23 protein-coding genes, 1 tRNA gene and 1 pseudogene are annotated in these 24168 nt (G+C 71.6%); 9 read left to right on the forward strand and 16 right to left on the reverse strand.

What is annotated here, in order from left to right; translation table 11 throughout:
* Positions 1-63: 63 nt before the first annotated feature.
* The 4 genes from ACFZDI_RS20990 to ACFZDI_RS21005 all read right to left on the reverse strand — a co-directional run bounded on the left by ACFZDI_RS20990 (position 64) and on the right by ACFZDI_RS21005 (position 3762).
* Positions 64-705: a PadR family transcriptional regulator gene (locus tag ACFZDI_RS20990; RefSeq protein ID WP_234749951.1), complete on the reverse strand. Its 642-nt coding sequence runs from the start codon at positions 703-705 to the stop codon at positions 64-66.
* 10 nt (positions 706-715) lie between these two features.
* A complete protein-coding gene (locus tag ACFZDI_RS20995) occupies positions 716-1267 on the reverse strand; it encodes a DinB family protein (protein ID WP_234749952.1) in 552 nt (183 codons plus the stop codon).
* 109 nt (positions 1268-1376) lie between these two features.
* On the reverse strand, positions 1377-2840 hold the full coding sequence (locus ACFZDI_RS21000; protein ID WP_391252366.1) for an aldehyde dehydrogenase family protein: 1464 nt from the start codon (positions 2838-2840) through the stop codon (positions 1377-1379).
* Positions 2841-2937: 97 nt separating this feature from the next.
* Positions 2938-3762 carry a helix-turn-helix transcriptional regulator gene (locus ACFZDI_RS21005; protein ID WP_051715698.1) on the reverse strand — a complete coding sequence of 275 codons (825 nt, stop codon included), beginning with the start codon at positions 3760-3762 and terminating at the stop codon, positions 2938-2940.
* Positions 3763-4105: 343 nt separating this feature from the next.
* Here ACFZDI_RS21005 and ACFZDI_RS21010 point away from each other — a divergent pair, with 343 nt between their 5' ends.
* Positions 4106-4618 carry an ATP-binding protein gene (locus ACFZDI_RS21010; protein ID WP_391252367.1) on the forward strand — a complete coding sequence of 171 codons (513 nt, stop codon included), beginning with the start codon at positions 4106-4108 and terminating at the stop codon, positions 4616-4618.
* A 92-nt stretch (positions 4619-4710) separates the two neighbouring features.
* On the opposite strand, the gene ACFZDI_RS21015 is transcribed toward ACFZDI_RS21010, so the two are convergent.
* The 5 genes from ACFZDI_RS21015 to rpmG form a co-directional block, all read right to left on the reverse strand.
* On the reverse strand, positions 4711-4962 hold the full coding sequence (locus ACFZDI_RS21015) for a DUF397 domain-containing protein (RefSeq protein WP_372486511.1): 252 nt from the start codon (positions 4960-4962) through the stop codon (positions 4711-4713).
* Positions 4963-5657: 695 nt separating this feature from the next.
* Entirely contained in the window at positions 5658-5891 is a 234-nt protein-coding gene (gene rpsR, locus ACFZDI_RS21020) for a 30S ribosomal protein S18 (protein ID WP_234749958.1), read from the reverse strand.
* 5 nt (positions 5892-5896) lie between these two features.
* On the reverse strand, positions 5897-7111 hold the full coding sequence (locus ACFZDI_RS21025) for a GTP-binding protein (protein WP_391252370.1): 1215 nt from the start codon (positions 7109-7111) through the stop codon (positions 5897-5899).
* Between the two features lie 4 nt (positions 7112-7115).
* Positions 7116-7373, reverse strand: coding sequence for a type B 50S ribosomal protein L31 (locus ACFZDI_RS21030; RefSeq protein ID WP_391252372.1), 258 nt, complete (start codon positions 7371-7373; stop codon positions 7116-7118).
* A 3-nt stretch (positions 7374-7376) separates the two neighbouring features.
* Entirely contained in the window at positions 7377-7541 is a 165-nt protein-coding gene (gene rpmG / locus ACFZDI_RS21035; protein WP_053669727.1) for a 50S ribosomal protein L33, read from the reverse strand.
* Positions 7542-7605: 64 nt separating this feature from the next.
* On the opposite strand from rpmG, the pseudogene rpmB reads away from it, so the two are divergent.
* The 4 genes and pseudogenes from rpmB (at position 7606) to ACFZDI_RS21055 (ending at position 9644) form a co-directional block, all read left to right on the forward strand.
* Positions 7606-7841: pseudogene (rpmB, locus tag ACFZDI_RS21040) on the forward strand (50S ribosomal protein L28).
* Positions 7841-8146: a 30S ribosomal protein S14 gene (gene rpsN, locus ACFZDI_RS21045; protein WP_391252375.1), complete on the forward strand. Its 306-nt coding sequence runs from the start codon at positions 7841-7843 to the stop codon at positions 8144-8146. The pseudogene rpmB and the gene rpsN overlap by 1 nt, the downstream one beginning before the upstream one ends.
* Before the next feature lie 123 nt (positions 8147-8269).
* Complete coding sequence (locus tag ACFZDI_RS21050; protein WP_391252378.1) at positions 8270-8779, forward strand: hypothetical protein; 510 nt, start codon at positions 8270-8272, stop codon at positions 8777-8779.
* 337 nt (positions 8780-9116) lie between these two features.
* Complete coding sequence (locus tag ACFZDI_RS21055) at positions 9117-9644, forward strand: DUF4232 domain-containing protein (RefSeq protein ID WP_391252380.1); 528 nt, start codon at positions 9117-9119, stop codon at positions 9642-9644.
* 127 nt (positions 9645-9771) lie between these two features.
* Here the strand turns inward: ACFZDI_RS21055 and ACFZDI_RS21060 are convergent, their stop codons facing one another.
* Complete coding sequence (locus ACFZDI_RS21060; RefSeq protein WP_391252382.1) at positions 9772-10884, reverse strand: DUF2786 domain-containing protein; 1113 nt, start codon at positions 10882-10884, stop codon at positions 9772-9774.
* Between the two features lie 97 nt (positions 10885-10981).
* On the opposite strand from ACFZDI_RS21060, the gene ACFZDI_RS21065 reads away from it, so the two are divergent.
* A complete protein-coding gene (locus ACFZDI_RS21065; RefSeq protein ID WP_391252384.1) occupies positions 10982-11722 on the forward strand; it encodes a Clp protease N-terminal domain-containing protein in 741 nt (246 codons plus the stop codon).
* Between the two features lie 256 nt (positions 11723-11978).
* Complete coding sequence (locus ACFZDI_RS21070) at positions 11979-13670, forward strand: bifunctional 3'-5' exonuclease/DNA polymerase (protein WP_361113276.1); 1692 nt, start codon at positions 11979-11981, stop codon at positions 13668-13670.
* Between the two features lie 127 nt (positions 13671-13797).
* Here ACFZDI_RS21070 and ACFZDI_RS21075 read toward each other — a convergent pair whose 3' ends face one another.
* From ACFZDI_RS21075 to ACFZDI_RS21085, 3 genes are all read right to left on the reverse strand, one after another.
* Positions 13798-14181, reverse strand: coding sequence for a hypothetical protein (locus ACFZDI_RS21075; protein WP_391252387.1), 384 nt, complete (start codon positions 14179-14181; stop codon positions 13798-13800).
* Positions 14178-17162, reverse strand: coding sequence for a BTAD domain-containing putative transcriptional regulator (locus ACFZDI_RS21080; RefSeq protein ID WP_391252388.1), 2985 nt, complete (start codon positions 17160-17162; stop codon positions 14178-14180). Before ACFZDI_RS21080 ends, ACFZDI_RS21075 begins: the two co-directional genes overlap by 4 nt.
* A gap of 473 nt (positions 17163-17635) precedes the next feature.
* The gene (locus ACFZDI_RS21085) at positions 17636-18529 is read right to left on the reverse strand and encodes a glycosyltransferase (protein WP_391252390.1); all 894 of its coding nucleotides are present in this window, start codon (positions 18527-18529) and stop codon (positions 17636-17638) included.
* 232 nt (positions 18530-18761) lie between these two features.
* On the opposite strand from ACFZDI_RS21085, the gene ACFZDI_RS21090 reads away from it, so the two are divergent.
* Positions 18762-19658: a helix-turn-helix domain-containing protein gene (locus ACFZDI_RS21090; RefSeq protein WP_391252392.1), complete on the forward strand. Its 897-nt coding sequence runs from the start codon at positions 18762-18764 to the stop codon at positions 19656-19658.
* A gap of 42 nt (positions 19659-19700) precedes the next feature.
* On the opposite strand, the gene ACFZDI_RS21095 is transcribed toward ACFZDI_RS21090, so the two are convergent.
* Positions 19701-20132: a hypothetical protein gene (locus ACFZDI_RS21095; RefSeq protein WP_391252394.1), complete on the reverse strand. Its 432-nt coding sequence runs from the start codon at positions 20130-20132 to the stop codon at positions 19701-19703.
* Between the two features lie 496 nt (positions 20133-20628).
* Here ACFZDI_RS21095 and ACFZDI_RS21100 point away from each other — a divergent pair, with 496 nt between their 5' ends.
* Entirely contained in the window at positions 20629-22230 is a 1602-nt protein-coding gene (locus ACFZDI_RS21100) for a serine protease (RefSeq protein WP_234749987.1), read from the forward strand.
* A gap of 77 nt (positions 22231-22307) precedes the next feature.
* Here ACFZDI_RS21100 and ACFZDI_RS21105 read toward each other — a convergent pair whose 3' ends face one another.
* Both ACFZDI_RS21105 and ACFZDI_RS21110 read right to left on the reverse strand, forming a co-directional pair.
* Positions 22308-23693 carry a M1 family aminopeptidase gene (locus ACFZDI_RS21105; RefSeq protein WP_391252396.1) on the reverse strand — a complete coding sequence of 462 codons (1386 nt, stop codon included), beginning with the start codon at positions 23691-23693 and terminating at the stop codon, positions 22308-22310.
* 356 nt (positions 23694-24049) lie between these two features.
* Positions 24050-24123 (reverse strand) — tRNA-Thr (locus ACFZDI_RS21110).
* Between the last annotated feature and the right edge of the window lie 45 nt (positions 24124-24168).

Below are 24168 nucleotides of genomic sequence, written 5' to 3' on the forward strand. Positions count from 1 at the left end.
CTCGCTAGTCAAACTTGACTACAGGCTCAAACTAAACCCGGCTGAGCCATTCGTCAAACTTGATTAGTGGGCGTCCCCGGGGTGTTCCTCCCCCGTCGCGTAGGGGTTCTCCTGGTCCTCGGCCAGGACGCCGACGAACGGGTCGCCCTCGTCGGCGAAGGTGTAGGCACCGCCCTCGATGCGCCCGATGAGGCCGCGGGTCCACTCTGCCTCGGAGTCGGCCGTGTGGACCCACATGTTCATGATCTCGCCGATGTGCCCGAGCTGCCCCGGCCCCTCCTCGGGCACGTAGTGCTCCAGGACGGCGGCCCGCCACTGCTCGATCCGCAGGGTCCGCTCCTTCAGCAGCGCGACCGCCTCGGCCCGCGGCAGATCGACGACGAAGCCGACGGCGGCCGTCTTCATGTCCCCGCGCTGGTCGTAGGTGACCAGCGCCTCCCGCAGCAGCCGGAAGTACTCCTCGGTGCCCTGCCCGGTGAGCTCGTACTCCGTGCGCGGCGGGCCGCCGGCCGTCGACGGCGCGATCTCGTGCGCGTGCAGCAGCCCCTGCTTGGCCATCTGCTTCAGGGCGTGGTAGATCGAGCCGGGCTTGGCGGTGGACCACTCGTGCGCGCCCCAGTACTCCAGGTCGTTGCGCACCTGGTAGCCGTGGGCCCGCCCGTGCATACGGACCGCGCCGAGCACGAGGAGGCGGATCGTCGACATGCGGCCAAGGCTATGCCTCGGCCCCCGCCCGCTGTTCCTCGGCCACCAGCTCGAAGGCGGTCCTGCCGTCCAGGGACTCGCGGATGATGTCGGCGTGACCGGCGTGCCGGGCGGTCTCGCGGATGAGGTGGAGACAGAGCCAGCGGTGGGAGACCCGGGCGTCCGGCGGGAACCAGGGCTGGGCCGGCAGCGCGAAGGTGTCGTCGAGGCTCGGCACCGAGCGGATGTACGCCTCCGTCTCGGCCGCGACCTTGTCCCAGTACGCCAGCTGCGACGCGACGGTCTCGTCCTCGACCAGCTGGAAGCACTCGTGCCAGTTGCTCTGGTCCCGCACCACCGCCGGCGGCTCGCCCTTGGCCAGGGAGACCCACATCTGCTCGACCTCGGCCACGTGCTTGATCAGCCCGGCCAGGGACAGCTCACTGGCGCTGGGACGCGAGCTCGCCTGCTCGTCGGTCAGCCCCAGCACCGCCCGGCGGATCCCGCCGCGCTGCTCGGCGATGAAGGACAGGAGCGCTCCGCGCTCGTCGCCGTGAGCCTCCGCCGGAACGTGAGTGACCATGACCGCCGCCTTTCGTCGGGCCCGGGGGCGTCTCCCCCTGACACCGACCAAATTACGGACCCTTGCGGTCAGGTGCTGTCCGCAAGAGCCCCGGGCGCGACGGAAGACGCTAGAACGGGAAGCCGCTCCGTCCGTGCTGCACGGAGATCCACTTGGTCGTGGTGAACGAGTCCAGCATCGTGTCGCCGTTGAGCCGGCCGATGCCCGAGTGCTTCTCACCGCCGAACGGGACGATCGGCTCGTCGTGCACGGTGCCGTCGTTCACGTGGAACATGCCCGTGTCGATCTGCTTGGCGAAGGCGACACCCCGCTCCACGTTCCCCGTGTGGACGGCACCGCTCAGGCCGTAGGGCGTGTCGTTGACCAGCCGTACGGCCTCCTCCTCGCCGTCGAACGGGACGAGGAACGCGACCGGCCCGAAGACCTCCTGCCTGAGCAGCGCCGAGTCGGCGGGGACGTCCGTCAGCACCGACGGCTCGACGAGGTTGTCGGTCCGCCCGCCGCGCACCAGGGCCGTGGCGCCCTCGGCCAGGGCCTGCTCGACCACGCCGGAGACGGCGTCCGCCTGCGAGGAGTTGATGACCGGGCCGATGACGGTCTGCGGGTCGCGCGGGTCGCCCGTCTTGAGGGTCTTGACCTTGGCGACGAACTTCTCGGTGAACTCCTCCGCGACCGACCGGTCCACGAGGATCCGGTTGGCGGCCATGCAGACCTGGCCCTGGTGGACGTAGCGGCTGAAGACCGCCGCGTCGACGGCGTAGTCGAGGTCGGCGTCGTCGAGGACCACCAGCGCGCTGTTGCCGCCCAGTTCGAGAACGGAGCGCTTGAACAGCCGGGCGCAGACGGTCGCCACGTGCCGGCCGACGGCGTCGGAGCCGGTGAAGGAGATGACCTTGGGGATCGGGTGCTCGATGAAGGCGTCACCGATCTCCGCGATGTCCGTGATGACGACGTTCAGCAGGCCGCCGGGCAGCCCCGCGTCCTCGAAGAGCTTCGCGACCAGGGAACCGCCGACGATAGGGGTGTTCTGGTGCGGCTTGAGCACCACCGCGTTGCCCAGCGCCAGCGCCGGGGCGACGGACTTGATCGACAGCAGGAAGGGGAAGTTGAAGGGGCTGATCACGCCCACCACACCGACCGGCACGCGGTAGACGCGGTTCTCCTTGCCGTCCACCGGCGAGGGGATGATCCGGCCCTCGGGGGCCAGCGCCAGGTGGACCGCCTCGCGCAGGAACTCCTTGGCGAGGTGCAGCTCGAACGCGGCCTTCAGCCGCGTGCCGCCGAGCTCGGCGATGATGGCCTCGGAGATCTCCGCCTCGCGCTCCTCGATCAGGCGCAGCGCCTTCTCGAAGACCGCCCGGCGGGCGTAGGGGTTGGTCGCGGCCCACTGCTTCTGAGCGCGGGCGGCGGCCCGGTACGCCTGATCGACCTCGTCGGCCGTGGCTATGGTGATCGACGCGAGTTTCTCGTCGTCGTACGGGTTGAAGTCGATGATGTCCCAGGAACCGGTGCCCGGGCGCCACTCACCGTCGATGTACTGCTGTGCAAGGTCGGTGAAGCAGGACGACGACAATGTGATCCCTCGATCCCTAGGCAGACCCCTGATCGCGCCTTCACGATCTGATCACACGTCATCGTACTGATGTTTAAGGCGAGTTGAAGGGGCCACTTCAGGAGAGCTGGAGGAGGCCCCGCAGAAGGTCCCGGCTCTCCGAGGGGCCGGGGCTGTCGCTTTGCAGCTCCTTGAGCGCCTTCTCGTACTGGGCGACGTCCTCGGCCTTGTCCAGGTACAGCGCGCTGGTGAGCTGCTCCAGGTAGACGACGTCCGACAGGTCGGACTCCGGGAAGCTGAGGATCGTGAACGCGCCACTTTCGCCGGAGTGACCGCCGAGGCTGAACGGCACCACCTGGAGCCGTACGTTGGGCCGCTCCGAGATCTCGATGAGGTGCTGGAGCTGCCCCCGCATCACCTCGCGGTCGCCGTAGGGGCGGCGCAGGGCGGCCTCGTCGAGGATGATGTGGAAGTCGGGCGCCCGCTCGTCGACCAGGTACTTCTGCCGCTCCAGGCGCAGCGCCACGCGGCGCTCGACATCGGCCTCGCTCGCACCCTGCATGCCGCGCCGGACCACCGCGTGCGCGTACGCCTCGGTCTGCAGCAGGCCGTGCACGAACTGCACCTCGTACGCCCGGATCAGTGAGGCGGCGCCCTCCAGGCCGACGTAGGTCGGGAACCAGCTGGGCAGCACGTCCGAGTAACTGTGCCACCAGCCGGCGACGTTGGCCTCTTTGGCCAGGGACAGCAGGGAGGCGCGCTCCTGCTCGTCGGTGATGCCGTACAGGGTCAGCAGGTCCTCGACGTCTCTGGTCTTGAAGCTCACCCGGCCCAACTCCATCCGGCTGATCTTCGACTCGGAGGCGCGGATCGAATAACCCGCCGCCTCGCGCGTGATGCCCCGCGCCTCACGCAGTCGCCTGAGTTGTGATCCGAGCAGCATGCGCCGCACCACCGATCCCGGCTCTCCCGCGCTCACGTTCGCCAGCCTCCCCAACGTCTTCAGGGGCCGAAGTCTGCCACTAAAACACTCCGAGCAGTACTCGTCCGGTTACGGAAACGGAATCGAGACGATCCACGCTCGCGCGCGCAAGCAAGAAGAAGGCAAGTGAACGGCCAGAGAGCGACGCGAAGATGACGGAAAAATTGGCCAACAAGCGGTACGGGACATCTCATTCCGGTCACGTGCACGTGCATCTGCCCTTGCATCTGCTGTACGCATCCGAAACCATGGTGCCGCACCACCGCCGCATCGCACCGACCGCGAATTCCCGGGAGTGCCTCGCATGGGGACGAATGGATCGACCATGCTCGAGCCGTTACGGCAGGGCCTTCCGCCGCTGGATCCCGCGGCCGTGTCCGACGCCGCCTCCTGCGCCCTTCCCGCCCGCCACGAAGCGGTGGGCGAGGCGCGGCGGTTCACCCGCAGAACCCTCGACCAGTGGGACATGGGCGAGCGGTTCGACGACGTCTGCCTGGTGGTCTCGGAGCTCGTCACCAACGCGCTGCGGCACGGCCTGCCGGCGAGCGGCGGGTGCGGCGACCGCGAACCCCCGGTGCGTCTGCACCTGATGCGGTGGACCGAGCGGCTGGTGTGCGCGGTGCGCGATCCCAGTCACGACAGTCCGGTCGCCCGGGAGACCGACGACTTCTCGGCCGAGTCGGGCCGCGGACTGTTCCTCGTCGACTCCTTCAGCGACAGCTGGGGCTGGCACCCTCTCGCGGGCGCGCTCAGCGGCAAGGTGGTCTGGGCGCTGTTCCGGCTGCCGCACACCGGTACACGGCCGCACGGGGAATGAGAAGACCGCGGCGCATCATCGCGCCGCGGTTCTACGCGCGTCACCGCACATCAGGGACATATCACCCGGGCTCCGCCGGGTCCGCCGGACCGTCAGCCGCCGACCAGGTGGTCAAACTCGCCGTCCTTGACGCCCAGGAGCATGGCCTCGATCTCCGCACGGGTGTAGACCAGTGCGGGGCCGTCCGGGAAACGCGAGTTGCGCACGGCCACGTCACCGCCCGGCAATCGGGCGAACTCCACGCACGAACCCTGCGAGTTGCTGTGCCGGCTCTTCTGCCAGGCCACACCGCGCAGCCCGGCGGCCGCCATCCCGTTGTACACGTCGTACCCGTCGTGGTCCACAGGTCGCTCCCCGGTGGTGCACTGGCTGGTGTGGCCATTGGTGCAGTGGTCAACTGACCCGGATCATAACCCTGTTCATGTGCAGATGCGTGGGCAGATGCACGTGCACGAGGGGTGGTCCCGCGGTTACAGCCTTGACGACCGCTTGACCGAAGCTCCCGTCTGTTGTGACGGCCCGCCCCCGCCTCTCGTTCCCTGCGGCCTGCGGCGAAGTCGGGGGGTTCGGGGAGGTCCGGTGGAGGCGGAACATCCGCTCGGCGGCGGAGCGCGGCAGCCGTGCGAGTGCCGCACCGGAGAAGCCGGAGCTGAGACGCACGACCCTGCGAAAACCGTTCGACAGGCCGACCAGTATCCGGAAGACGGCCGTGGCCTGCGGGGACGGCGAGAAATGGGCCGTTCGCAGGAGGCCGGGGTCGTCCACGTGGCCGGTGTCCCGCTCGGACCATCGCCGGACCCGCGCTCGGCTCACGGCCCGGCCGGCCCGCGCCGCACCGTGCGCGTCCGCGCCGCGCGGCACCCCGGGACGTCCCGCGGGACCGCGGTCTCACAGCCGGCCCGACCGGCGTCCGGCCCGGTCCCGGCGCCCCGCCACGCGCCCCACGGCCGGACGGCCGGCCCGGGGTGATCCGGCCCGGCGGCGGCACCGGCAGAAGGTCCCCCACGCGTCAAGCGTGGGGAACCTCACCCTGACGGGCTCAGCGCGCGGAGTACGGCAGGAGCGCCATCTCGCGCGCGTTCTTGATGGCCTGGGCCAGCTGCCGCTGCTGCTGGGACGAGACCCGGGTGATACGGCGGCTGCGGATCTTGCCGCGGTCGGAGATGAACGTCCGCAGCAGGTCGGTGTCCTTGTAGTCGATGTACGTGATCCCGGCCTGGTCCAGGGGGTTGGGCCGGTTCTTGGCGGGCTTGCGCTCGGGCTTGCGGGGCATGGGGGTCAGACCTCCAGAAGGGTGTCGAAGGCGTGCGGGAGCCGCTGCCAGGCGTCGGGGCCCGCGGCGTACTCGGCGTCGGTCAGCAGGCAGGACTCCAACAGCCGCTCCAGGCCGTCCCGGTCGAGGGCGGGAGAGGTGAAGACCAGGTGCTGGCCGCGGTCGCCGTGCTCGGGGTGCCAGTCCAGCGCGGCGGCGGCACGGCGGACCGGCGGCACCATCTCCCAGGCCGCGTCCGGGAGGGAGGCCAGCCACGGGCCCGCCCCCTCCACGCACAGGGCGCCGCCCGCCGCGTCCCAGTGGAACAGCGTGTCGGGCTTGTCGGCGAGCCAGAACCGGCCCCGGCTGCGGGCGGCCGCGCAGGTCAGGTCCTCCAGTGCGGCGTACAGCCGCTCCGGGTGGAACGGGCGGCGCCGGTGCCACACCAGCGTGGAGACGCCGTGCGCGTCGGCCTCGGCGGGGAGCAGCGCGCAGGCCGGGTGCTGGGCGGCGGCGGCCGCCTCGACGTCGAAACCGGCCAGGGCCGCCTGGGCCAGCGGGGAGAGCGGGCCCCTGCGCGGGGTCGGCACGGTCAGGCCGTCGTCGGCCCGGCCCACGGGGGCGCCTTCCCCGACCGGGGCCCGGCGGGCCGTCGGGTGAAGCTGCGCGAGCAGCTCCCGGTCCTCGTCGTCGGCCTCCGGGGAGTCGGCGACGGCGAGGACGGGGGCGTACTCCAGCTGGCGCGCGAAGGTGTCGGCGATCGTGCGCTGGTCGGTGGCGGCGGCCGCGAGACCGGCGTCGGCGAGGTCGTCGCCGTTGCCGAGACAGGGCAGGACCAGGGCCGGGTCGACGGCGGTGATCACACCGGTGACGGTGAGCCCGCCCGCCGTGACGACCTCGGCCATGGCCTTGGGCTCGACGGAGTCCCACAGCTCGACGACGGCCAGCCGGGTGAGCCCGGCGTCCCGCAGCCGCTCCAGCTCCGGCACCAGGTCCTCGCGCAGGGCGCAGCACGCGCAGTCGTTGACGAGCGGCGCCTCCCCCGCGTCGAGGACACCGGAGGCGTCCCTGATGGTCCGTACGACGGTGCCCGCGGCGGCCGTCGAGAGGTCGTGGTGGAGGACGACACTGCCGGGCACGTCGGCGAGCAGCCGCGCGACGGCCGCCCTGCGGGCGTCGGCGTGCAGCCCGCCGACGATCACGACGGGGAGACCGGGAGGGACGGCCACGGGGTCAGTCACAGGGTCAGCCCTTCTTCCCGTACCGGCGCTCGAAGCGCTCCACGCGCCCGGCGGTGTCCAGCACGCGGGCGGTGCCGGTGTAGAAGGGGTGGCTCACGTCGGAGATCTCGACGTCGACGACCGGGTAGGCGGTGCCGTCCTCCCACTCGATCGTCTTCTCGCCCGCCGTGGCGGCCAGGGTCGAGCGGGTGAGGAAGGCGTAGTTCGCGGCACGGTCGCGGAAGACGACGGGGCCGTACTCCGGGTGGATTCCCTGGCGCATGGGTCAGCGCTCCTCTCGGAAGTCGACGTGGCGGCCGACGACCGGATCGAACTTGCGCAGGGTCATGCGGTCCGGGTCGTTGCGGCGGTTCTTGCGGGTGACGTAGGTGAAGCCGGTCCCGGCGGTGGACCGGAGCTTGATGACCGGACGGAGTTCATTGCGTGCCATGCCGCTATGATACTGAAAATGAAATCCATTTCCAGAGTCTAGGCAGAGAGGTACGTCACCACCCATGTCCGCGCACTGCATGCTGACCGGCACACAGCCGGGCTTCGGCAACCGCATCTCCCACTCCCACCGGCGCACGTCACGCCGGTTCGACCCCAACATCCAGTCCAAGCGCTACTGGCTGCCGAGCGAGGGCCGGTACGTCCGGCTCCGGCTCGGCGCCAGGGGGATCAAACCGTCGACACGATCGGGATCGAGGCGGCCGTCGCCCGGATCCGCGCCCGGGGAGTGAGGGTCTGATGGCGAAGAAGAGCAAGATCGCGAAGAGCGACCGGCGGCAGCAGGTCGTCGCGCGGTACGCCGCCCGGCGGGCCGAGCTGAAGGAGATCATCCGGCGGCCGTCCTCCACGGAGGCCGAGCGGATCGCCGCCCAAGCGGAGCTGCGCAGGCAGCCGCGTGACGCGAGCGCCACGCGCGTGCGCAACCGCGACCAGGTGGACGGCCGGCCGCGCGGCTACTTCCGGGCGTTCGGACTGTCCCGGGTGAGTCTGCGGGAGCAGGCGCACGCGGGGTATCTGCCCGGGGTGCGCAAGTCGTCCTGGTAGGAGGCGTTTCCGAAGGCCCTTGACGGGCCCTGGTAGCTTGCTGCGGTCGTTCCGGCCAGGAGGCCGGCCGGTGCCGTCCGGGCCGGTCGGCCGGCTACAGCTTGGGGGCTTGCAGTGACTTCGGTGATCTTCTCGCGCCGTTCCGGTGCCGTGCGTGTCGCGGCGGCGGCCGCGGGGCTGGCGGGCGTGCTCGTGCTGAGCGCGTGCAGCAGTGACGGGGACTCGGGCGACGACTCGGCCTCCAGCCCGGCCCCGTCCGCCTCGTCGTCCGCCGGCGCGGGCGACTCCGGGTCCGGTTCCGGGTCCGGGGAGTCGGCCGGCGGCGAGCTGGCGGGCAGCTGGCTCGCGACGACCGACGGCAAGGCCGTGGCCCTGGTGATCACCGGCAAGCAGGCCGCGCTGTTCGGCACCGGCGGGAGCGTGTGCAGTGGCACCGCGGGCGAGGAGTCCGGGATGCGGATGATCCGCCTGAAGTGCACGGACGGCTCCAAGGACCGGGCGACCGGCATGGTCGACTCCGTGAACGGCAGCAGCCTGAAGGTCACCTGGGAGGGCGGCCTCGGAGCGGAGACCTACCGGAAGGCCGAGGGCGGCAAGCTCCCGACGGGCCTGCCGACGGCCGGCCTCGGCTGACACCGGACACCGGCATCCGTACGGACGGGCCGCGGATCGCCTGAGGGCACCGCGGCCCGTTCGGCGTTCGGGGGTTGCCCCGTGCCCGTCAGGCGTGAGCGGGCACCGGGCCCGGTACCCGTTCGGCGGTCACAGAGCCACCGAAAGCCAGGAACCCGTCCGATGGCCGAACAGCCACCGGGATCCGGGGAACCTCTCGGCAGCACGGAGCCACCCGGGCCCCGGGGTCCGTCCGGCGTGCGGGGGAATCGGAGGGGGCGCGTGGGCGGGCGGTGCGCGCGTGCGTGATGATCCAGGGGTCCGTCGCCACTTTCGTTCGACACGTCCAGAGGACCTCATGCGCACCTACCCCCTCACCCTGGCCGCCGCCCTCGCCGCGACGGTCCTGCTGACCGGCTGCAGCGACGACACGTCCGGTGGCGACGACGTCAAGAACGCGGACCGGCCCAGCGACTCGGCCTGCGCGCTCGGCGACATGGGCGTCGAGGTCGGTGCCGCGGCCGCCCCCGCCGCGGGAGACACCGGCACCGTCACCGTCACGCTCACCAACAAGGGCGAGCAGTGCACGCTGAAGGGCTTCCCCGGCGTGGACCTGCTGGCCGACGACAAGACGACGTCCGTCTCCCCGGTCGAGGGCGCGAAGGCCCGGTCGCTGACCCTCGGGAAGGGCGCCACCACGTCCTTCACCATCACCTACGTCCGGGGCGAGGCCGGCTCCGCGGAGAGTCTCGACGTCCACGCGGCGTCGTTCACCCTGCCCGGCGACACCAGGACGGCGCACGAGCTGAAGTGGTCGTACGGCGAGGTCTCCTGGGCGGAGGGCGAGAAGACCTCGGTGAGCGGCTTCGAGACGTCGGGGGACTGAGCGGCAGGGATCGACGACCCCGACGGTGCCGGAGCGCTGACGGCGTCAGAACGCCGGCGGCACGGAGGGCACTGTCTGCGCCGAGAGCACCGTCGGGGCCGCCGGGGGGTCAGCAGCGGTGGACAGGTCAGTGCAGCGGCGGCCGGTGCCGGACCTGGGCCCGGTCCGCCGCCTGCGCGCCCTGCGTCCAGCCCGCCGCGTCCCGCACCCCGCGCAGCCGGGTCGTGGTCGTCTCCGGGAACATCCGGTCCAGCCGCCCGGCGACGGCGACCTCGCGGGAGGCGAGGACCGGGAGCAGGTCGTCGGTCACCTGCGTCTCGGCGGCTGCGGCCAGCCGGGTGCCGATGCGGTGGGCATAGGCCGCGAGGAAGGACTGCCGGAACGTCTTGGTGCGCTTGCGGCCGCCCGCCCGCTGCGCGGCCTCCGCCTTCGTCATCGCGGTCGTCGCCTGCACCAGGAGTGAGGTGTAGAGGAGTTCGACCACCTCCAAGTCGGTTTCGAAGCCGACGACGGTCGAGAAGCCGAGGGGTTCGTTCCACACCGCGCGGCAGTGGTTGGCGCCGGCGACGGCGTCCAGCAGCACCGCCTTGGCCTGCTCGTACGGCGGCTCGACCCCGATCCGGCAGGCCCCCGGCGTGTCCGGCGAGGGCGCCTGCGCCGCGAGCAGCGCCTCGTCGACGCTGTGCCGGGCCATCAGCTCCTGCGCCTTGGCGCTCAGCGCCTCCGCCTCCTCCGGGAACCCGGTCGCCTCGGCCTTGGCCAGCAGGGCGCGGATACGGGTGAGCATGCGCGACTCGGGCCTCGCCGGGCCGGGTCCCGCTCCGGGCGTCTCGTCGAGGGGCTCCAGGGACGGCAGCCGCAGCAGCAGGCGGTACAGCTCCAGGACGGCCGTGACATACGAGAAGCGGTCGGTACGGGGCGGGGCGTCGGCGGGGAGCTCGGCGAGCTGCGTGTCCCAGCGGCGGCCCCGGGGCACGTCGTCGGGTGCCTGGGCGCGGATCAGCGCGGCCGCGAGGAGCACGTGCACGTCGGCCAGCTCGCGCCGCACCATCCGTACGACGTCGGCCGGCTGCCAGCCGCGCCGCCAGGCCGCCGCGACGAACTCCTGTCCGCGCCGGTCGAGTTCGGCGTCCGCCGCCGGGTCGGATGCGAGCAGGGACGCGCCGGTGTCGAGGGCCCTCTCACCGGTCTCGTAGAGGGCCGCCGCGAACGCGCGGTCGACGGTGCTGGACGTACTCACGGGCCGATGGTGCCACGCCGGAGCGGCCGGTCCGGAACTCCCGGCGAACTGTCAACTCACGGTTGACACCCCGGAGGGCGCAACCTACGGTTGACACATGACGAACCCCGAGACCACGTCATCCATCCGTCTCGACGACCTCATCGCGGCCATCAAGAAGGTCCACCCGGAACCGCTCGACCAGCTCCAGGACGCGGTGATCGCCGCGGACCACCTGGGCGACGTGGCCGACCACCTGATCGGCCACTTCGTCGACCAGGCCCGGCGCTCCGGCGCGTCCTGGACCGACATCGGCAAGAGCATGGGCGTCACCCGGCAGGCCGCGCAGAAGCGGTTCGTGCCGAAGGAGTCGGCCGACCTCGACCCGAGCCAGGGCTTCAACCGGTACACGCCCCGGGCCCGCAGCGTGGTCATGGCGGCGCACAGCGCGTCCAAGTCGGCTAACAACGCCGAGGGCCTGCCCGAGCACCTCGTCCTCGGACTGCTGGCCGAGCCGGAGGGACTCGCGGCGAAGGCGATCGTCGAACAGGGCGTCTCCCTCGACGCCGTGCGCGAGGCGGCCACGGCGGCACTCCCGCCGGCCGTCGACGACGCCCCGGAGCTCGTGCCCTACGGCCAGGCCGCCAAGAAGGTCCTGGAGCTCACCTTCCGCGAGGCCCTGCGCCTCGGCCACAACTACATCGGCACCGAGCACATCCTGCTCGCCCTGCTGGAGCACGAGAACGGCCAGGGCGTCCTCAGCGGACTGGGCATCGACAAGGAGCACACCGAGCGGTACGTCGCCGGGGCGCTGGAGAAGTTCACGCGGACGCAGGGGAACACGCCGGGCGAATCGTGACGGGCGTCGGCGAGCGTGCGGGGCTGACCCTGACGGCGTCGGCGAACGTGCCGGACCGACACTGACCGGCATCGACGCCGAGGTCGGGGTCGAGGTCGGTGTCGGGGGCGATGTGGGTGTCGGCCGTCGGCGTCGGCGGCGGCGTCGGGGGCGGTGTCGGGGGCGACGTCGGTGTCGGCCGTCGGCGTCGGTGCTGGCCGTCGGCGTCGGCGGCGGCGTCGGGGGCGTTGTCAGACCCCCCTGGCAGACTCGCTGCATGGCCGACCGGTGGGCGCTCGCACCGGCCGAGGACGGTGGCGTGGACGTCGCCCCCCTCGGCCCGGACGGGCTGCCCTCCGGCCCGGTGCGGCGGGAGTCCGGTCCCGCCGAGGCCGTGCGGAGCCGTCCCGGCGTCACGCGGTGGGTGTGGCGGTCCACCGCCGAGGTCTACCCGCGTCTGCTCGCCACGGGGGTGCGAGTCGAGCGGTGCTACGACATCGAGGCCGCCGAGACGCTCCTCCTCGGCCATGAGGGGCGGTACGGGGAACCACGCTCGGCCGCGGCCGCCCTGGCCCGGCTGCGCGGCGGCCCCGTACCGCCCGATCCACCGCAGCGGTCGGCGGCACCGGGCGCCCAGTCCTCCCTGTTCGAGCCACAGGGCGTCCACCTGCCCCTGTCCGACCTCCTCGCGGTCTACGCCGAGCAGCAGCGGCGGCACGCGAGCGCCGAGCACCCCGACCGCATGCGGCTGCTGACGGCCGCAGAGTCGGCGGGCATGCTGGTGGCGGCCGAGATGAACCGGTCCGGGCTGCCCTGGAGCGCGGAAGTGCACCGCGCGCTGCTGCACGACCTGCTGGGCGAGCGGTACGCGGGCGGCGGCGAGCCGCGCCGACTGGCGGAGCTGGCCGAGGAGGTGTCCGCCGCGTTCGGCCACCGGGTCCGCCCCGACCTGCCGGCCGAGGTGGTCAAGGCGTTCGCGCGGGCCGGCATCAAGGTCGCCTCGACCCGCAAGTGGGAGATCGGAACGGTCGACCACCCTGCCGTGAAGCCACTGCTGGAGTACAAGAAGCTGTACCGCATCTGGGTCGCCCACGGCTGGTCCTGGCTCCAGGACTGGGTCCGCGAGGGCCGCTTCAGACCCGAGTTCCTCGCGGGCGGGACGGTGACCGGCCGCTGGGTGACCAACGGCGGGGGCGGGTTGCAGATCCCCAAGGTGATCCGGCGGGCCGTGGTCGCCGACCCCGGCTGGCGGCTCGTCGTCGCCGACGCCGACCAGATGGAACCGCGCGTCCTCGCCGCGATCTCCCGCGACCCCGGCCTTATGGAGGTGGCCGGGCGGGAGACCGACCTCTACCAGTCCGTCTCCGACCGCGCCTTCTCCGGCGACCGCGACCAGGCCAAGCTCGCCGTGCTGGGCGCGGTGTACGGGCAGACCTCCGGCGACGGCCTGAAGAACCTCGCCGCGCTCAGACGCCGTTTCCCGCGAGCCGTCGCGTACGTCGACGACGCGGCCCGGGCGGGTGAGGAGGGCCGGCTCGTGCGGACCTGGCTCGGCCGGACCTGCCCGCCGGCGGCCCGGGGGACGGACGACGCGACCGAGGAGGCCGGCATCCCGCCCGCGGACGCGGACCAGCCCGACGACAGCGCCGCGTGGGTACCGGGCCACGCCTCCACCCACGCCCGCGCCCGCGGCCGCTTCGCCCGCAACTTCGTCGTCCAGGGCAGCGCCGCAGACTGGGCGTTGCTGCTGCTCGCCGCGCTGCGCCGGGCCTGCGCGGAGCTGGCGGCCGAGCTGGTCTTCTTCCAGCACGACGAGGTGATCGTGCACTGTCCCGAGGAGGAGGCCGAGGCGGTCGTGGCGGCCATCCGCGAGGCGGCGGCCCTGGCCGGGCGGCTGACCTTCGGGGAGACACCGGTGCGGTTCCCGTTCACGACGGCGGTGGTCGAGTGCTACGCGGACGCCAAGTGATCCCCGGAGCCTGCGCGGACGCCGAGTGATCAGCCCGGAGACTCTCAGACGCCTGTTGATCAGCCCGGAGACTGTGCGGACGCCGAGTGATCAGCCGCCAAGTGATCGGCTCGAAGACGCCAGGAGCTCACGCAATTCCGTGAGCACCGCCCACTCGTCCGTCCCCTCCAGTGCCGCGAGCGCAGTCCCACTCCTCGCGTGCCTCGCCGACCTCCCCCCGCTCCCGCAGCAGCAGCCCGTGCTGGTGGCGGGCGAGACCGGCGATGTAGCGGTCGTCGCGGGCGTCGGCCCGGCCGAGCAGCTCGGCGCACTCGCGGGCGGCCCGCCGGCCGCGGCCCAGCTGGCGCAGGGCTCTGACCAGGCCGAGCCGGGTCCGGGACTCGCCGTACCAGTCACCGTGCCCGCCGAGGATGCGCAGGCTCTCCTCGAAGTGCGGGACGGCGGCGGCCGGCTGCCCCAGCCGCAGATGGGCGTAGCCGATGTTGCAGTGCGCGGCGTGCCGCACGATCACGGCGCCGATCTCGTCCCCGAGGGCGAGCGAACGCCGGTGCTGCTCGATGGCGGCCCGTGGGTCGGTGGGCTCGACGAGGTTGCCGAGGTGCTGTGGGTGATGGCCTCGCCGTAGGGGTCGTTCAGCCGCCGGGCGTACTCCAGGCTCCGCGTCAGCGCCTCGCCCGCCTCGGTGCGCCGCCCGAGCCCGTCCAGCAGCAGGCCCTGGTTGTTCAGGCAGCGGCGGATCCACGAGGTGTGGTCCAGCCGCCGCCAGAGGGTGAGGGCGCGGTCGTTGAGGGCGAGGGCCTCGCTGTGCCGGCCGGTCAGGAAGTGCAGCCCGCCGAGGTCGACCAGGGCGTAGGCCTCCGCGGCCGTGTCCCCGAGCCGCCGGGCGACCCGGAGGCCGGCCTGCCCGAGCACCTCCATCTCGGCGAGGCGGCCCCGGCGGTGCGCGTACGGGGAGATCAGCCGGACGAGCGCGCAGACCAGGCCCGCGCGCCGCTCCGAGGGGGTGTCCGCGAACCGCTCGACCAGGGCGACGACGTTCTCCAGCTCGCCGTCTCCCCAGGCGAAGGCCTCGTCGGGGCCGGCGAAGGGCGTGACCGTGGCGACGTGGGCCGCGTGGCCGGCGGGCTGACTCGCGGTGGGCCGGAGGCGGTCCTCCTGGTCGAGGCCGGGTTCCACGATCGCGCCGAGGATGCGCTCGGCGACGGCGGCGTACCAGTGCAGCGCCGTGTCGGCGAGGTCCACGGCACCGGCGGTGCGGACGGCGCCGTGCTCCGCGGCCCGCTCGCGGGCGAAGTCCCGTACCAGGCCGTGAGGCGCGTAGCGGCCGTACGTCGTCTCCTCCAGCAGGGCCACGTCGAGGAGGCGGTCCAGGGCGGCCTCGGTGCGGGGTTCGCCGATGCCGGTGAGACGGGCGAGAAGGGGGGCGCTGTAGGTGGGCAGGTCGAGGGCGCCGACGGCCCGCAGCGTGCGGGCCGCGTCCCGGTCGGCCGCGCGCTCGGAGCCTGCGAGCGCGTCGTACGCGACGGCCAGCGAACGGCCCACGCTCAGGTCGTCGTACTCCAGGTGCCGCAACCGCCCCTCTGCGGCGGCGAGCTGCCCGGCGAGCTTCTCGGGGGTCAGGGCCCGACGGGCGGCGAGCCGCGCGGCGACGACCCGCAGGGCCAGCGGGAGCCGGCCGGTGAGCTCGACGAGGAGCCGGGCGGCGTCCGTGCCGTCCAGGCCCTCGCGGCCCGAGGCGCTGCGCAGGAGTTCGGCGCTCTCCTCGTCCGACAGCGGGGCGAGCGGGAAGCGGGCCGCGCCGTCGAGGGTGGTCAGCGGCGAACGGCTGGTGACGATCACCGCGCATCCGGCGCCGCCCGGCAGCAGCGGCCGTACCTGCGCGGCGTTCGCGGCGTCGTCCAGCACGAGCAGCGTGCGGGCGGGTGCGAGCAGCGACCGCAGCAACGCGGCTGCGGCGTCCGGCTGTTCGGGGATGCGGCAGGGCTCGACACCGAGGTCACGCAGCAGGGCGGTGAGCGCCTGCCCAGGGGTGAGAGGTGCCATGCCCGGGGTGGCGCCGTGCAGGTCGAGGTGGAGCTGCCCGTCGGGGAAACGTTCCGCCAACTGGTGGCCGACGTAGAGGGCGAGCGCGCTCTTGCCGACACCGGCCATGCCGCTGATGACGGCGACGGGGTGGGGGGCGGGTGCGGTGAGCACACGGTGCAGGGAGTCCCGGACGGCGTTGCGGCCGATGAACCGGGGCGGGGGCGGAGGGAGTTGGGCGGGAGCGGGCATCGGCATCGGCACACTCGCTTGGCTGTGCGAGGGCCTGCTGCCCGAACGGGCCGGGATCACGTCGGCTGGACGGACGTGCACGCTGTCGGCCGGATCGGTGGGCACACCGCCGGCCGGATCGGTGGGCACACCGCCGGCCGGACCGGTAGGCACACCGCCGGCCGAACGGGCCGGGATCACGTCGGCCGGACGGACGTGCACGCTGTCGGCCGGATCGGTGGGCACACCGCCGGCCGGACCGGTAGGCACACCGCCGGCCGAACGGGTCGATGCCCCTCCGACCGGGCGGGTCGATGCCCCGCCGACGGGACGGGTCGGTGCCCCGCCGACCGGACCCACGGGAACCCCCCGGACCGCACAGGTCGAAGCGTCGTCGGCCGGACCGGTGGACGCATCGCCTGCCGGACCGGTCGGCAGCCCGTCGCGGTCACCCGGCCTCTCCCCCGCACCCGCGTCCCCCTGAGCCCCCCGCAGCACCTCCAGGTGTGCCTCCCGCACCCCCGCCCCCGGTTCGATGCCGAGTTGGCCGACGAGGCGGGCGCGCAGGTCGCGGTGGACGGCCAGGGCCTCGGCCGGGCGGCCGGTGCGGTGCAGGGCGAGCATCAGCTGGCGGTAGTACACCTCGCGCAGCGGATACGCCCCGGTCAGTGCCGCCAGCTCCGGCACCAGCTCCTGCAGCCGCGGTCCGCCCAGGGCCAGTTCGGCGTCGTAGCGCCACTCCATGAGGAGCAGCCGGGCCTCGCACAGCCGCTGCGCGAAGGCGTACCCGCCGACCTCGGGCGGCAGCCCGGCGAGCGGCGCGCCCCGCCACAGCGCGAGCGCGGCAGCGCACTCGTGCACGACCCGCTCCCAGGCCCGGTCGGCGTGCGCGGCACGCGCGGCGGCGACATGGCCGTCGAAGACGTGCACGTCGAGCTCGCCCTCGTCGAGCCGCAGCACGTACCCGGACGGCACGGTGCGCAGCCGTCGGGGATCGTCGAGCGACCGCCGCAGCCGGGCGATGTGATTGTGCAGCGAGGCCTGTGCGGAAACGGGCGGCGCCTCGCTCCACAGCACGTCCTTGAGCGCCTCCACGGAGACGACCCGCCCGGCGTCGAGGAGCAAAGCGGCCAGCAGCGCACGGGACTTCGGGCTCGCGACGGCCCTGGCCTCAGGGCGGGCGCCGCCCTGGACGTCGTGGAACAGCACCGGCGGGCCCAACAGCCCGAACCGCATCATCGCGCCACTACCCCCCGTGCACCGCTTTGACGAGTTTCCGCCCCCGGACGGCGCGTTCCCGCCACCCGGCTCTCACCTGCCGTGCCGGGATCGGCCGGTGTACTGGCCGTCCTTGATCTTGGCTCGGCGGCTTCCGGCCAATCGCCGGATGACGCAACGGCGAAGCGTTGGCCATATGTTAGCGATCCGTTGGCAAAGCCTGATGTGATCACTACATCGGATCTGGCCCGGCGGCGCGCGCGTCTGGACGCGCAACTCGGGGGAGTGTCGCCGCCGCGGCCGGGTCCGGGTCCCGGTCGGCGGAGGTGAACGGCCGGGACCCTCTCCATCTCCCCGGCAGACCGGAAGCTCGGCGGGCCGGAGGCCACGGCCCGCCAAGCACCGCGGCTCTCGACCACCGCGGCCTCGGACCGCGGCTCTCGAACACCGCGGCCCCCGAACCACGGCTCGCCGAAGCAATTCGCCTGCGCGTCTCAGATGACAGGCGGCCGCCCCAGCCGGGTGAGGCGCCACACCGTCCGCCACCGCATGGGCCGCCGCTCCCCTGCCGGCTCCCGTACGCCTTCCACGAAACCGCCGAGCCACGCGCGCAGCCCGGCACCCGACCGGTTCCGGGCGAGGGTGAGCAGCACCCAGACGCCCAGGTGGACGGGGACGAGCGGGAGCGGCAGCCGGCGGCGGGCCAGCCAGACCCGGTTGCGGGCGTTCACCCGGTAGTAGATGGCGTGCCGGGCGGGCGAGGTCCTGGGATGCCGCAGCAGCAACTCCGGCGCGTACAGGATCCGCCACCCGGCATCGACGGCGCGCCAGGCGAGGTCGGTCTCCTCGTGCGCGAAGAAGAACTCGGCGGGCCAGTCGCCGATCTCGTCGAGCATCGTCATCCGCAGGGCGTGCCCGCCCCCGAGGAAGCCGGTGACGTAACCGCCCCGGAGGGGATCGGAGTTGCCGATCCGGGGAACGTGCCGCTGCTGTGTCTCGCCGAGCTCGTCGGCGATCCGGAAGCCGACGATGCCGAGCCGCTCGTCGGCGGCGTACAGGTCCCGCACGCGGCGCAGCACGTCGGGGTCGACGAGCAGACCGTCGTCGTCCAGATCCACCACGACGTCGATGTCGCCGAACTCCCGCAGCTGGTCCAGGGCCGCGTTGCGTCCGCCGGGGCAGCCGAGGTTCTCGTCGAGTTCGACGGTGGTGACCTCGCCGGGCAGCGACTGCCGGTGGGCGAAGTCGGGCAGCGGGCATCCGTTGCCGACGACGACGATCCGCTCGGGCGGCACGTCCTGCTTGGCCACGGACTCCAGCAGGGCGTCCACCTCGTCGGGCCGGTTGCCCATCGTCACGACGGCGACGGCGATCCTGGGTGCCCCCACGTCCTCACCTCATCCGGTCGGCAACTGACTGATTGACGGGCGATGCTAGCCGTTCACGGTAGGGACACCGTGAGGACGCCTGCCGGGGCGGCGGTTCCCCCACGCCATACGACCACCCCGTTCGACTACGCCGTTCGACGCGGGCGGCACCCGACCGGAACGGGCACAGGATGTCGGGTGCGGCAGGGCACGCGCTGCCTAGCGTGAGGGCACGAAAGGAAGGAGACCGGACGTGCTGGACCGGCTCAACCAGGCGATGGACCGGATCGAACGGGACCTCGGCCACACCGTCGACGTGGCGGAGCTGGCGCGTACGGCGTGCACCTCGGAGTACCACCTGCGCCGCATGTTCTCCGCCCTGGCCGGCATGCCGCTGTCGGAGTACATCCGCCGACGGCGGCTGACGGTCGCGGGTGCGGAGGTGCTGTCGGGGGACGCGACGCTCCTGGAGATCGCGGTCCGCTACGGCTACGGCTCGGGCGAGGCGTTCGCGCGGGCGTTCCGGGCGATGCACGGCGTGGGCCCGGGAGAGGCCCGGCGCACCGGCGCCGCGCTCGTCTCCCAGCCCCGGTTGGCCTTCCGCCTCACCGTCGAAGGGAGCAGCAGCATGCACTACCGCGTCCTGGACCGCCCGGCCTTCACCGTCACGGGCTTCAAGACCCGGATCCCCCTGATCCACTCCGGCCCGAACCAGGGGATCATCGACTTCGTCCGCGGCCTCGACAAGGCCGCCGTGAACCGGTTGGAGAAACGGTCCGACCAGGAGCCGCAGGGCCTGGTCGCCGTGTGCGACGACATCGATCCCAGCCGCGCGGAGGGCACGGAACTCGACTACTACCACGCGGTGATCACCTCGGCCCCGACGGCAACTCCGCCGGGACCGGCACCGGCACCCGAGGGCACCACCGTCCTCCCGGTCCCGCCGGGCACCTGGGCGGTCTTCACCACTTCGGGCCCCGCCCCGCAAGCGATCCAGCGACTCTGGCGCGACGTGTACACCGAGTGGTTCCCGTCCAACCCCTACCGCACCCGCCCCGGCCCGGAGATCCTGCGCACCCGCCTGTCCCCGTCCGGCACGGAGGCGGACGCGGAACTGTGGCTCCCGGTCGAACGGGAACCCAGCCACTGAACAGGCAGTGTTCCGGGCCGGCTTGCGGCCGGCCCGGATCGGTCAGGTCTTCGGGTCCTGCGAGGGCCCGTCCACAGCCCCGCGCCGCCGCAGGCGCAGCAGTATCCCGCCCGCCGTCAGCGCCCCCACGGCACCCGACGCGATGCCGAGCGCCAAGCCGCCGCCGAAGCCCGGTCCGCTGCCCGATGCCCGGCCCTCCTCCGGAGTTGCGACCTGTACCTCTTCACGCAGGACGATCGAGGGGTAGTCGCACACGAAGTCGCGGTCCTTTTCCGTCACGCAGTCGGCGTCCTTGTGGCGCAGCGTGAACGTCACGGGATACGTGCCGGGCTTCACGTCTTCTCTGATCCGGCCCGCGCCCACCCAGGCGCCCTTGGTGTCACCGAGGGTGGTTTCGTCGGTCAGCGCCGGGCTGGAGACCTCCACCGACGTCGGGTGCGGATTGCCGGGGCGCTCCTTGACCGTGAGTTCCACCGTCTCACCGGGTCCTGCCGGACCGCTGACGGAAACGTACCCGCCTCCAGGGAATGGGAGCCGATCAGCGCGGGCCGTCGTGGACTGCCCGATCAGGATCAGAGGTACGGCAATCACAGCGAGTCCGACATGTCTGTATGCGCGTGTGAGTTGGGCCATATCTGCCTTTTCCTGCATGAAACAGACCTATGATCACGACTGACCTTGACGCGTCCACGCCAGGTTGGCATGACATGCGTCTCCTTTGATGACGGGGAAATCGACCATGACGTTGCGCAGAGCTCTGGGTGCCGTGGCGGGGGCTGCGGCACTCATTCTGCTGCCGGGGCTTCCGGCGTACGCAGACCAGAGCGATCCACCTCCCTCGGGGAACACGACCCCGACCGCCCCGGCGGAACAGCCTTCCGTTCCGCCGTCCCCCCTCCCGGCAGGCGGGGATGACGACGCGCGCGGGTTCACGCCGGCCGACGCCGACAGCTACTGGACCCCGGAACGCATGCGGGCCGCGAAGCCCGTCCAGGAGCAGCAGGCCAAGCAGTTTCCCGCTCCCACCAGGATGCTCCGCTCCCCCAGCAAGCCGTTCGAGGGGCTGCCCATCGTCGGCACGTTCTTCTGGAACGATGGCACCGACACCGGCCGCTTCTGCGGCGGCACGGTCGTCAAGAGCCCCGGCAAGAACATCGTGATGAGCGCCGGTCACTGCTTCGACGACCAGGACGCGCGCAAGAACCTCACGTTCGTCCCGCAGTACGACGACGGCAAGAAGCCGCACGGCGCCTTCACCGTCAAGCCCGGACGTATCTACGTCGACAAGCGGTACCTCGCCAAGGGCCCGGACGCCGCGGCCGACCTCGACTTCAACTTCCTGCAGCTGGAACCGCGCGGTGGCAAGAACGTCGAGGAGGTCGTCGGCGGTGCCGAGTTGATGATCGACGCCGGGTACGCCCACGACCCGGTCCGCCTCATCGGCTACCCGGCCAACCAGAAGCGTCCGCTGGACTGCACGGACAAGACCGTTCGCTACAACAGCACCGACCCGAAGATCCCGGGCAGCTTCCTGCGTATCGCATGCGACAAGTACTCCGGCGGTGCGTCCGGCGGCCCGTTCCTCGTCAAGCGGGGTGGCGGCTGGGGGATCATCGGCGTCATCGGCGGCTGGAAGACCGGCGGTGACAAGGACGACATCTCCTACAGCTCCTACCTCGACGCTGACGCCAAGGCGCTGTACGACGACGCGGTCAACAACCGTCAGCCGGCCGGCCGTGGTGTTCTGGGCAAGGCCGAGACCTGGCAGCACGCGGAGGTCATCGCCGGGGGCTACTTCACCGACGGCAATCCCGGAACATGGGACTACTCCGACCTGATCGTGCGCTGGTCCGACGGCGAAGTGACCTTGTACCGCGGTGCCGGTGAGGACGCCGACAACTTCGACAAGGAGATTCGCCTCATCGGGCCCAACGGCACCTGGAAGCACGCCGAGACCATCGCGGCGGGCGACTTCACCGGCGCCGACACGGACGACCTGATCGTCCGCTGGACCGACGGCGAACTGACGCTCTATCCCGACGTCGACGAGAAGGGGTTCCACGGCGAGGTCCAGCTGCAGAAGCCCAACGCCACGTGGAAGCACGCCGTCTCCATCACCGGTGGTCGCTATACGACCGGCAACAAGTGGACCGACGACCTCCTGGTCCGCTGGAGCGACGGTGAAGTCACCCTGTACACCGACGTCAATCGCGACGGCTTCCACGGCGAGAAGAAGCTTGCTGCGCCCAACGGCACCTGGAAGCACGCCTCGTCGATCACGTCGGGCGACTTCACCGGCAACGACCAGCACGACCTCATGGTGCGCTGGACGGATGGCGAACTGACCCTCTACAAGGATCTCGACCAGAACGGCTTCCACGGCGAGATCCAGGTGAAGAAGCCCAACCGGCTCTGGACCCACGCCACCCTCCTGGGCGCCGGTGACTACACGGAGAACCGCCATCCCGACGACTTCCTGGTGCGGTGGTCCGACGGTGAGGTCTCCATGTACCCGGACGCCGACGAGTCCGGCCTGAACCGCGAGATCACACTGGTGTACCCGCCCGCCTGAGGTCTTCCTCCGGACAGGAGGAGGACTCTTGTCTCCCCTGGGTGGGAGATAAGAGCCCTCCTCCTGCCGGGCCGCACTCATGGCGTCCAGGACGGCTTCTTCTTGTCGAAGAGCCAGGCGTCGAAGAGCTTCGTCAGGTTCTTCCCGGACTTGCCCTCACACAGGGCGATGAACTGTCCGGTGTCGGCGTTGCCGTGCCGGTGCTGCCGGGTCCAGGTACGAAGGATGTCGAAGAAGATCTCGTCACCGACGGCCTCGCGCACCTTGTGCACGACCATGGCGCCGCGCCCATAGACGGGCGGGTCGGAGAGGCGCGCCGCGCTGGGAGGGTCGGCCGGCGGGAAGGCCCAGATTCCCTCGCTCTCGGCATCCGAGCCGTCGTAGAAGTCCTCGAAGATCTCGTCGGTGCTCCTGCCGCCCTGCTCCTCCTCCCAGAGCCACTCCGCGTAGGTGGCCATACCCTCGTTGAGCCAGATGTCCTTCCACTTGCGCAAGGTGACGGAGTTGCCGAACCACTGATGCGCCAACTCGTGGACGAGCAGACTCTCGTCCGGCGCCTCATCGAAGTAAGGCTTGGTCTGGGTCTCCAGGGCATAGTCGAGCTCGGGCAGGTGGTCGACGACTGCGCCGGTGGAGGAGAAGGGGTAGGGGCCGAAGCGTTCGTTCGCCCAGCCGACGATCTCGGGCACCAGATCTTTGACGTCTGCGGCGTTCTCGGACTCGTCGGGGTCGATGGCGACGTACACGGGCAGGTCGTCGTCGGCCGAGCCCCGGTCGACCTCGAAGTAGCCGACGGAGACATGAGCGAGGTAGCTGGCCATGGGCTCTGTGGTGCGCCAGTGCCGGGTCACTGTCTCGCCCTTGTCCTCTTCCCTGGTCAGTTCGCCGTTGCTGACCACGTCGTAGGGGGTGCCGTCCTCGTCCTTGGGGACGGTGACCGTGATGTCGTACGTGGCCTTGTCCGAGGGGTGGTGGTTCCCCGGGAACCAGGTCATGGAACCGGCGGGCTGCCCGAGGGCGGTGGAGCCGTCATCGGTCTCTATCCAGCCCTCCAGGCTTCCGTCGTCGTTCTCGATCGTGCGGGGGGTGCCGTCGTAGGTGACGACCGTCTTGAAGATGTCGCCTTCATGGACCGGCTTCGCCGGTGTCACCAGCAACTCGTCCTTCTCACGCCGATACCGGGCCTTCGCTCCCTGCACGGTGGCCAGGCGTATCCGCAGCCCTGACAGGTCGAGGTCGAAGCGGCTCAGGTCCTGGGTGGCGCGCGCTGTGATGACAGCCGTGCCCTTCAGACGGTTGGTCTCGGGCACATAGTCCAGGGTCAGTCCGTAATGCGTCACGTCGTAGCCACCGTTGCCGAGTGCGGGAAACAGCCGGTCACCGACCCCGGCCGCGCCGGGTTTCGAGGCCGCGGCGGCACCGTCCCCCGACGCGGAGCCGGTGCAGGAGGTCGTCATCGTCATGGCCAGGAGGAGTGCTGCAGCCGGAACCCAGCCGGACACCCGGATGGGTACCGTCGGCCGACGTCGACGGTCGTTCGCTCTATGAGGGCTCATCTCGTATCTCCAGCCGATCGCGGGGCGCGAGACGTCAGAGGCCCTGGAGTGTCTCGTGGTTGCCTCATGGCTCGTAAAAACACATCTGCGCGCCATCCGGCGGCATGGCCACGGACATGATCAATGCTGGCTGAGAGCGCGAGCGGCACCGCCCACCCGCCTTCGATGCAGCATGAGGCCACGACGACAGGTCCCGCGCCACGAGGGAGCCCCGAGCAACGCAAAAGGCCAGGTCACGGGCGATGTGACCTGGCCTTCTCCGGAGCCGCCTTCGGGATTCGAACCCGAGACCTACGCATTACGAGTGCGTTGCTCTGGCCATCTGAGCTAAGGCGGCGAGCTGTCCGCACCATGGTGCGATCAGCAACGACGGTAAGTCTAC

It is taken from the genome of Streptomyces sp. NPDC007907 (assembly GCF_042959365.1).
Taxonomy (GTDB): domain Bacteria; phylum Actinomycetota; class Actinomycetes; order Streptomycetales; family Streptomycetaceae; genus Streptomyces; species Streptomyces indiaensis.

Excerpts from the sequence above, each read along its gene's own strand:
- ACFZDI_RS20995 (WP_234749952.1), bottom strand. The coding sequence starts at position 1,267 with ATGGTCACTCACGTTCCGGCGGAGGCTCACGGCGACGAGCGCGGAGCG.
- ACFZDI_RS21005 (WP_051715698.1), bottom strand. The coding sequence starts at position 3,762 with ATGCTGCTCGGATCACAACTCAGGCGACTGCGTGAGGCGCGGGGCATC.
- rpmG (WP_053669727.1), bottom strand. The coding sequence starts at position 7,541 with ATGGCACGCAATGAACTCCGTCCGGTCATCAAGCTCCGGTCCACCGCC.
- ACFZDI_RS21070 (WP_361113276.1), top strand. The coding sequence starts at position 11,979 with ATGGCCGACCGGTGGGCGCTCGCACCGGCCGAGGACGGTGGCGTGGAC.
- ACFZDI_RS21100 (WP_234749987.1), top strand. The coding sequence starts at position 20,629 with ATGCGGGCCGCGAAGCCCGTCCAGGAGCAGCAGGCCAAGCAGTTTCCC.
- ACFZDI_RS21030 (WP_391252372.1), bottom strand. The coding sequence starts at position 7,373 with ATGCGCCAGGGAATCCACCCGGAGTACGGCCCCGTCGTCTTCCGCGAC.
- rpsR (WP_234749958.1), bottom strand. The coding sequence starts at position 5,891 with ATGCCCCGCAAGCCCGAGCGCAAGCCCGCCAAGAACCGGCCCAACCCC.
- ACFZDI_RS21105 (WP_391252396.1), bottom strand. The coding sequence starts at position 23,693 with ATGACGATGACGACCTCCTGCACCGGCTCCGCGTCGGGGGACGGTGCC.
- ACFZDI_RS20990 (WP_234749951.1), bottom strand. The coding sequence starts at position 705 with ATGTCGACGATCCGCCTCCTCGTGCTCGGCGCGGTCCGTATGCACGGG.
- ACFZDI_RS21080 (WP_391252388.1), bottom strand. The coding sequence starts at position 17,162 with ATGATGCGGTTCGGGCTGTTGGGCCCGCCGGTGCTGTTCCACGACGTC.
- ACFZDI_RS21010 (WP_391252367.1), top strand. The coding sequence starts at position 4,106 with ATGGGGACGAATGGATCGACCATGCTCGAGCCGTTACGGCAGGGCCTT.
- ACFZDI_RS21055 (WP_391252380.1), top strand. The coding sequence starts at position 9,117 with ATGCGCACCTACCCCCTCACCCTGGCCGCCGCCCTCGCCGCGACGGTC.
- ACFZDI_RS21065 (WP_391252384.1), top strand. The coding sequence starts at position 10,982 with ATGACGAACCCCGAGACCACGTCATCCATCCGTCTCGACGACCTCATC.
- rpsN (WP_391252375.1), top strand. The coding sequence starts at position 7,841 with ATGGCGAAGAAGAGCAAGATCGCGAAGAGCGACCGGCGGCAGCAGGTC.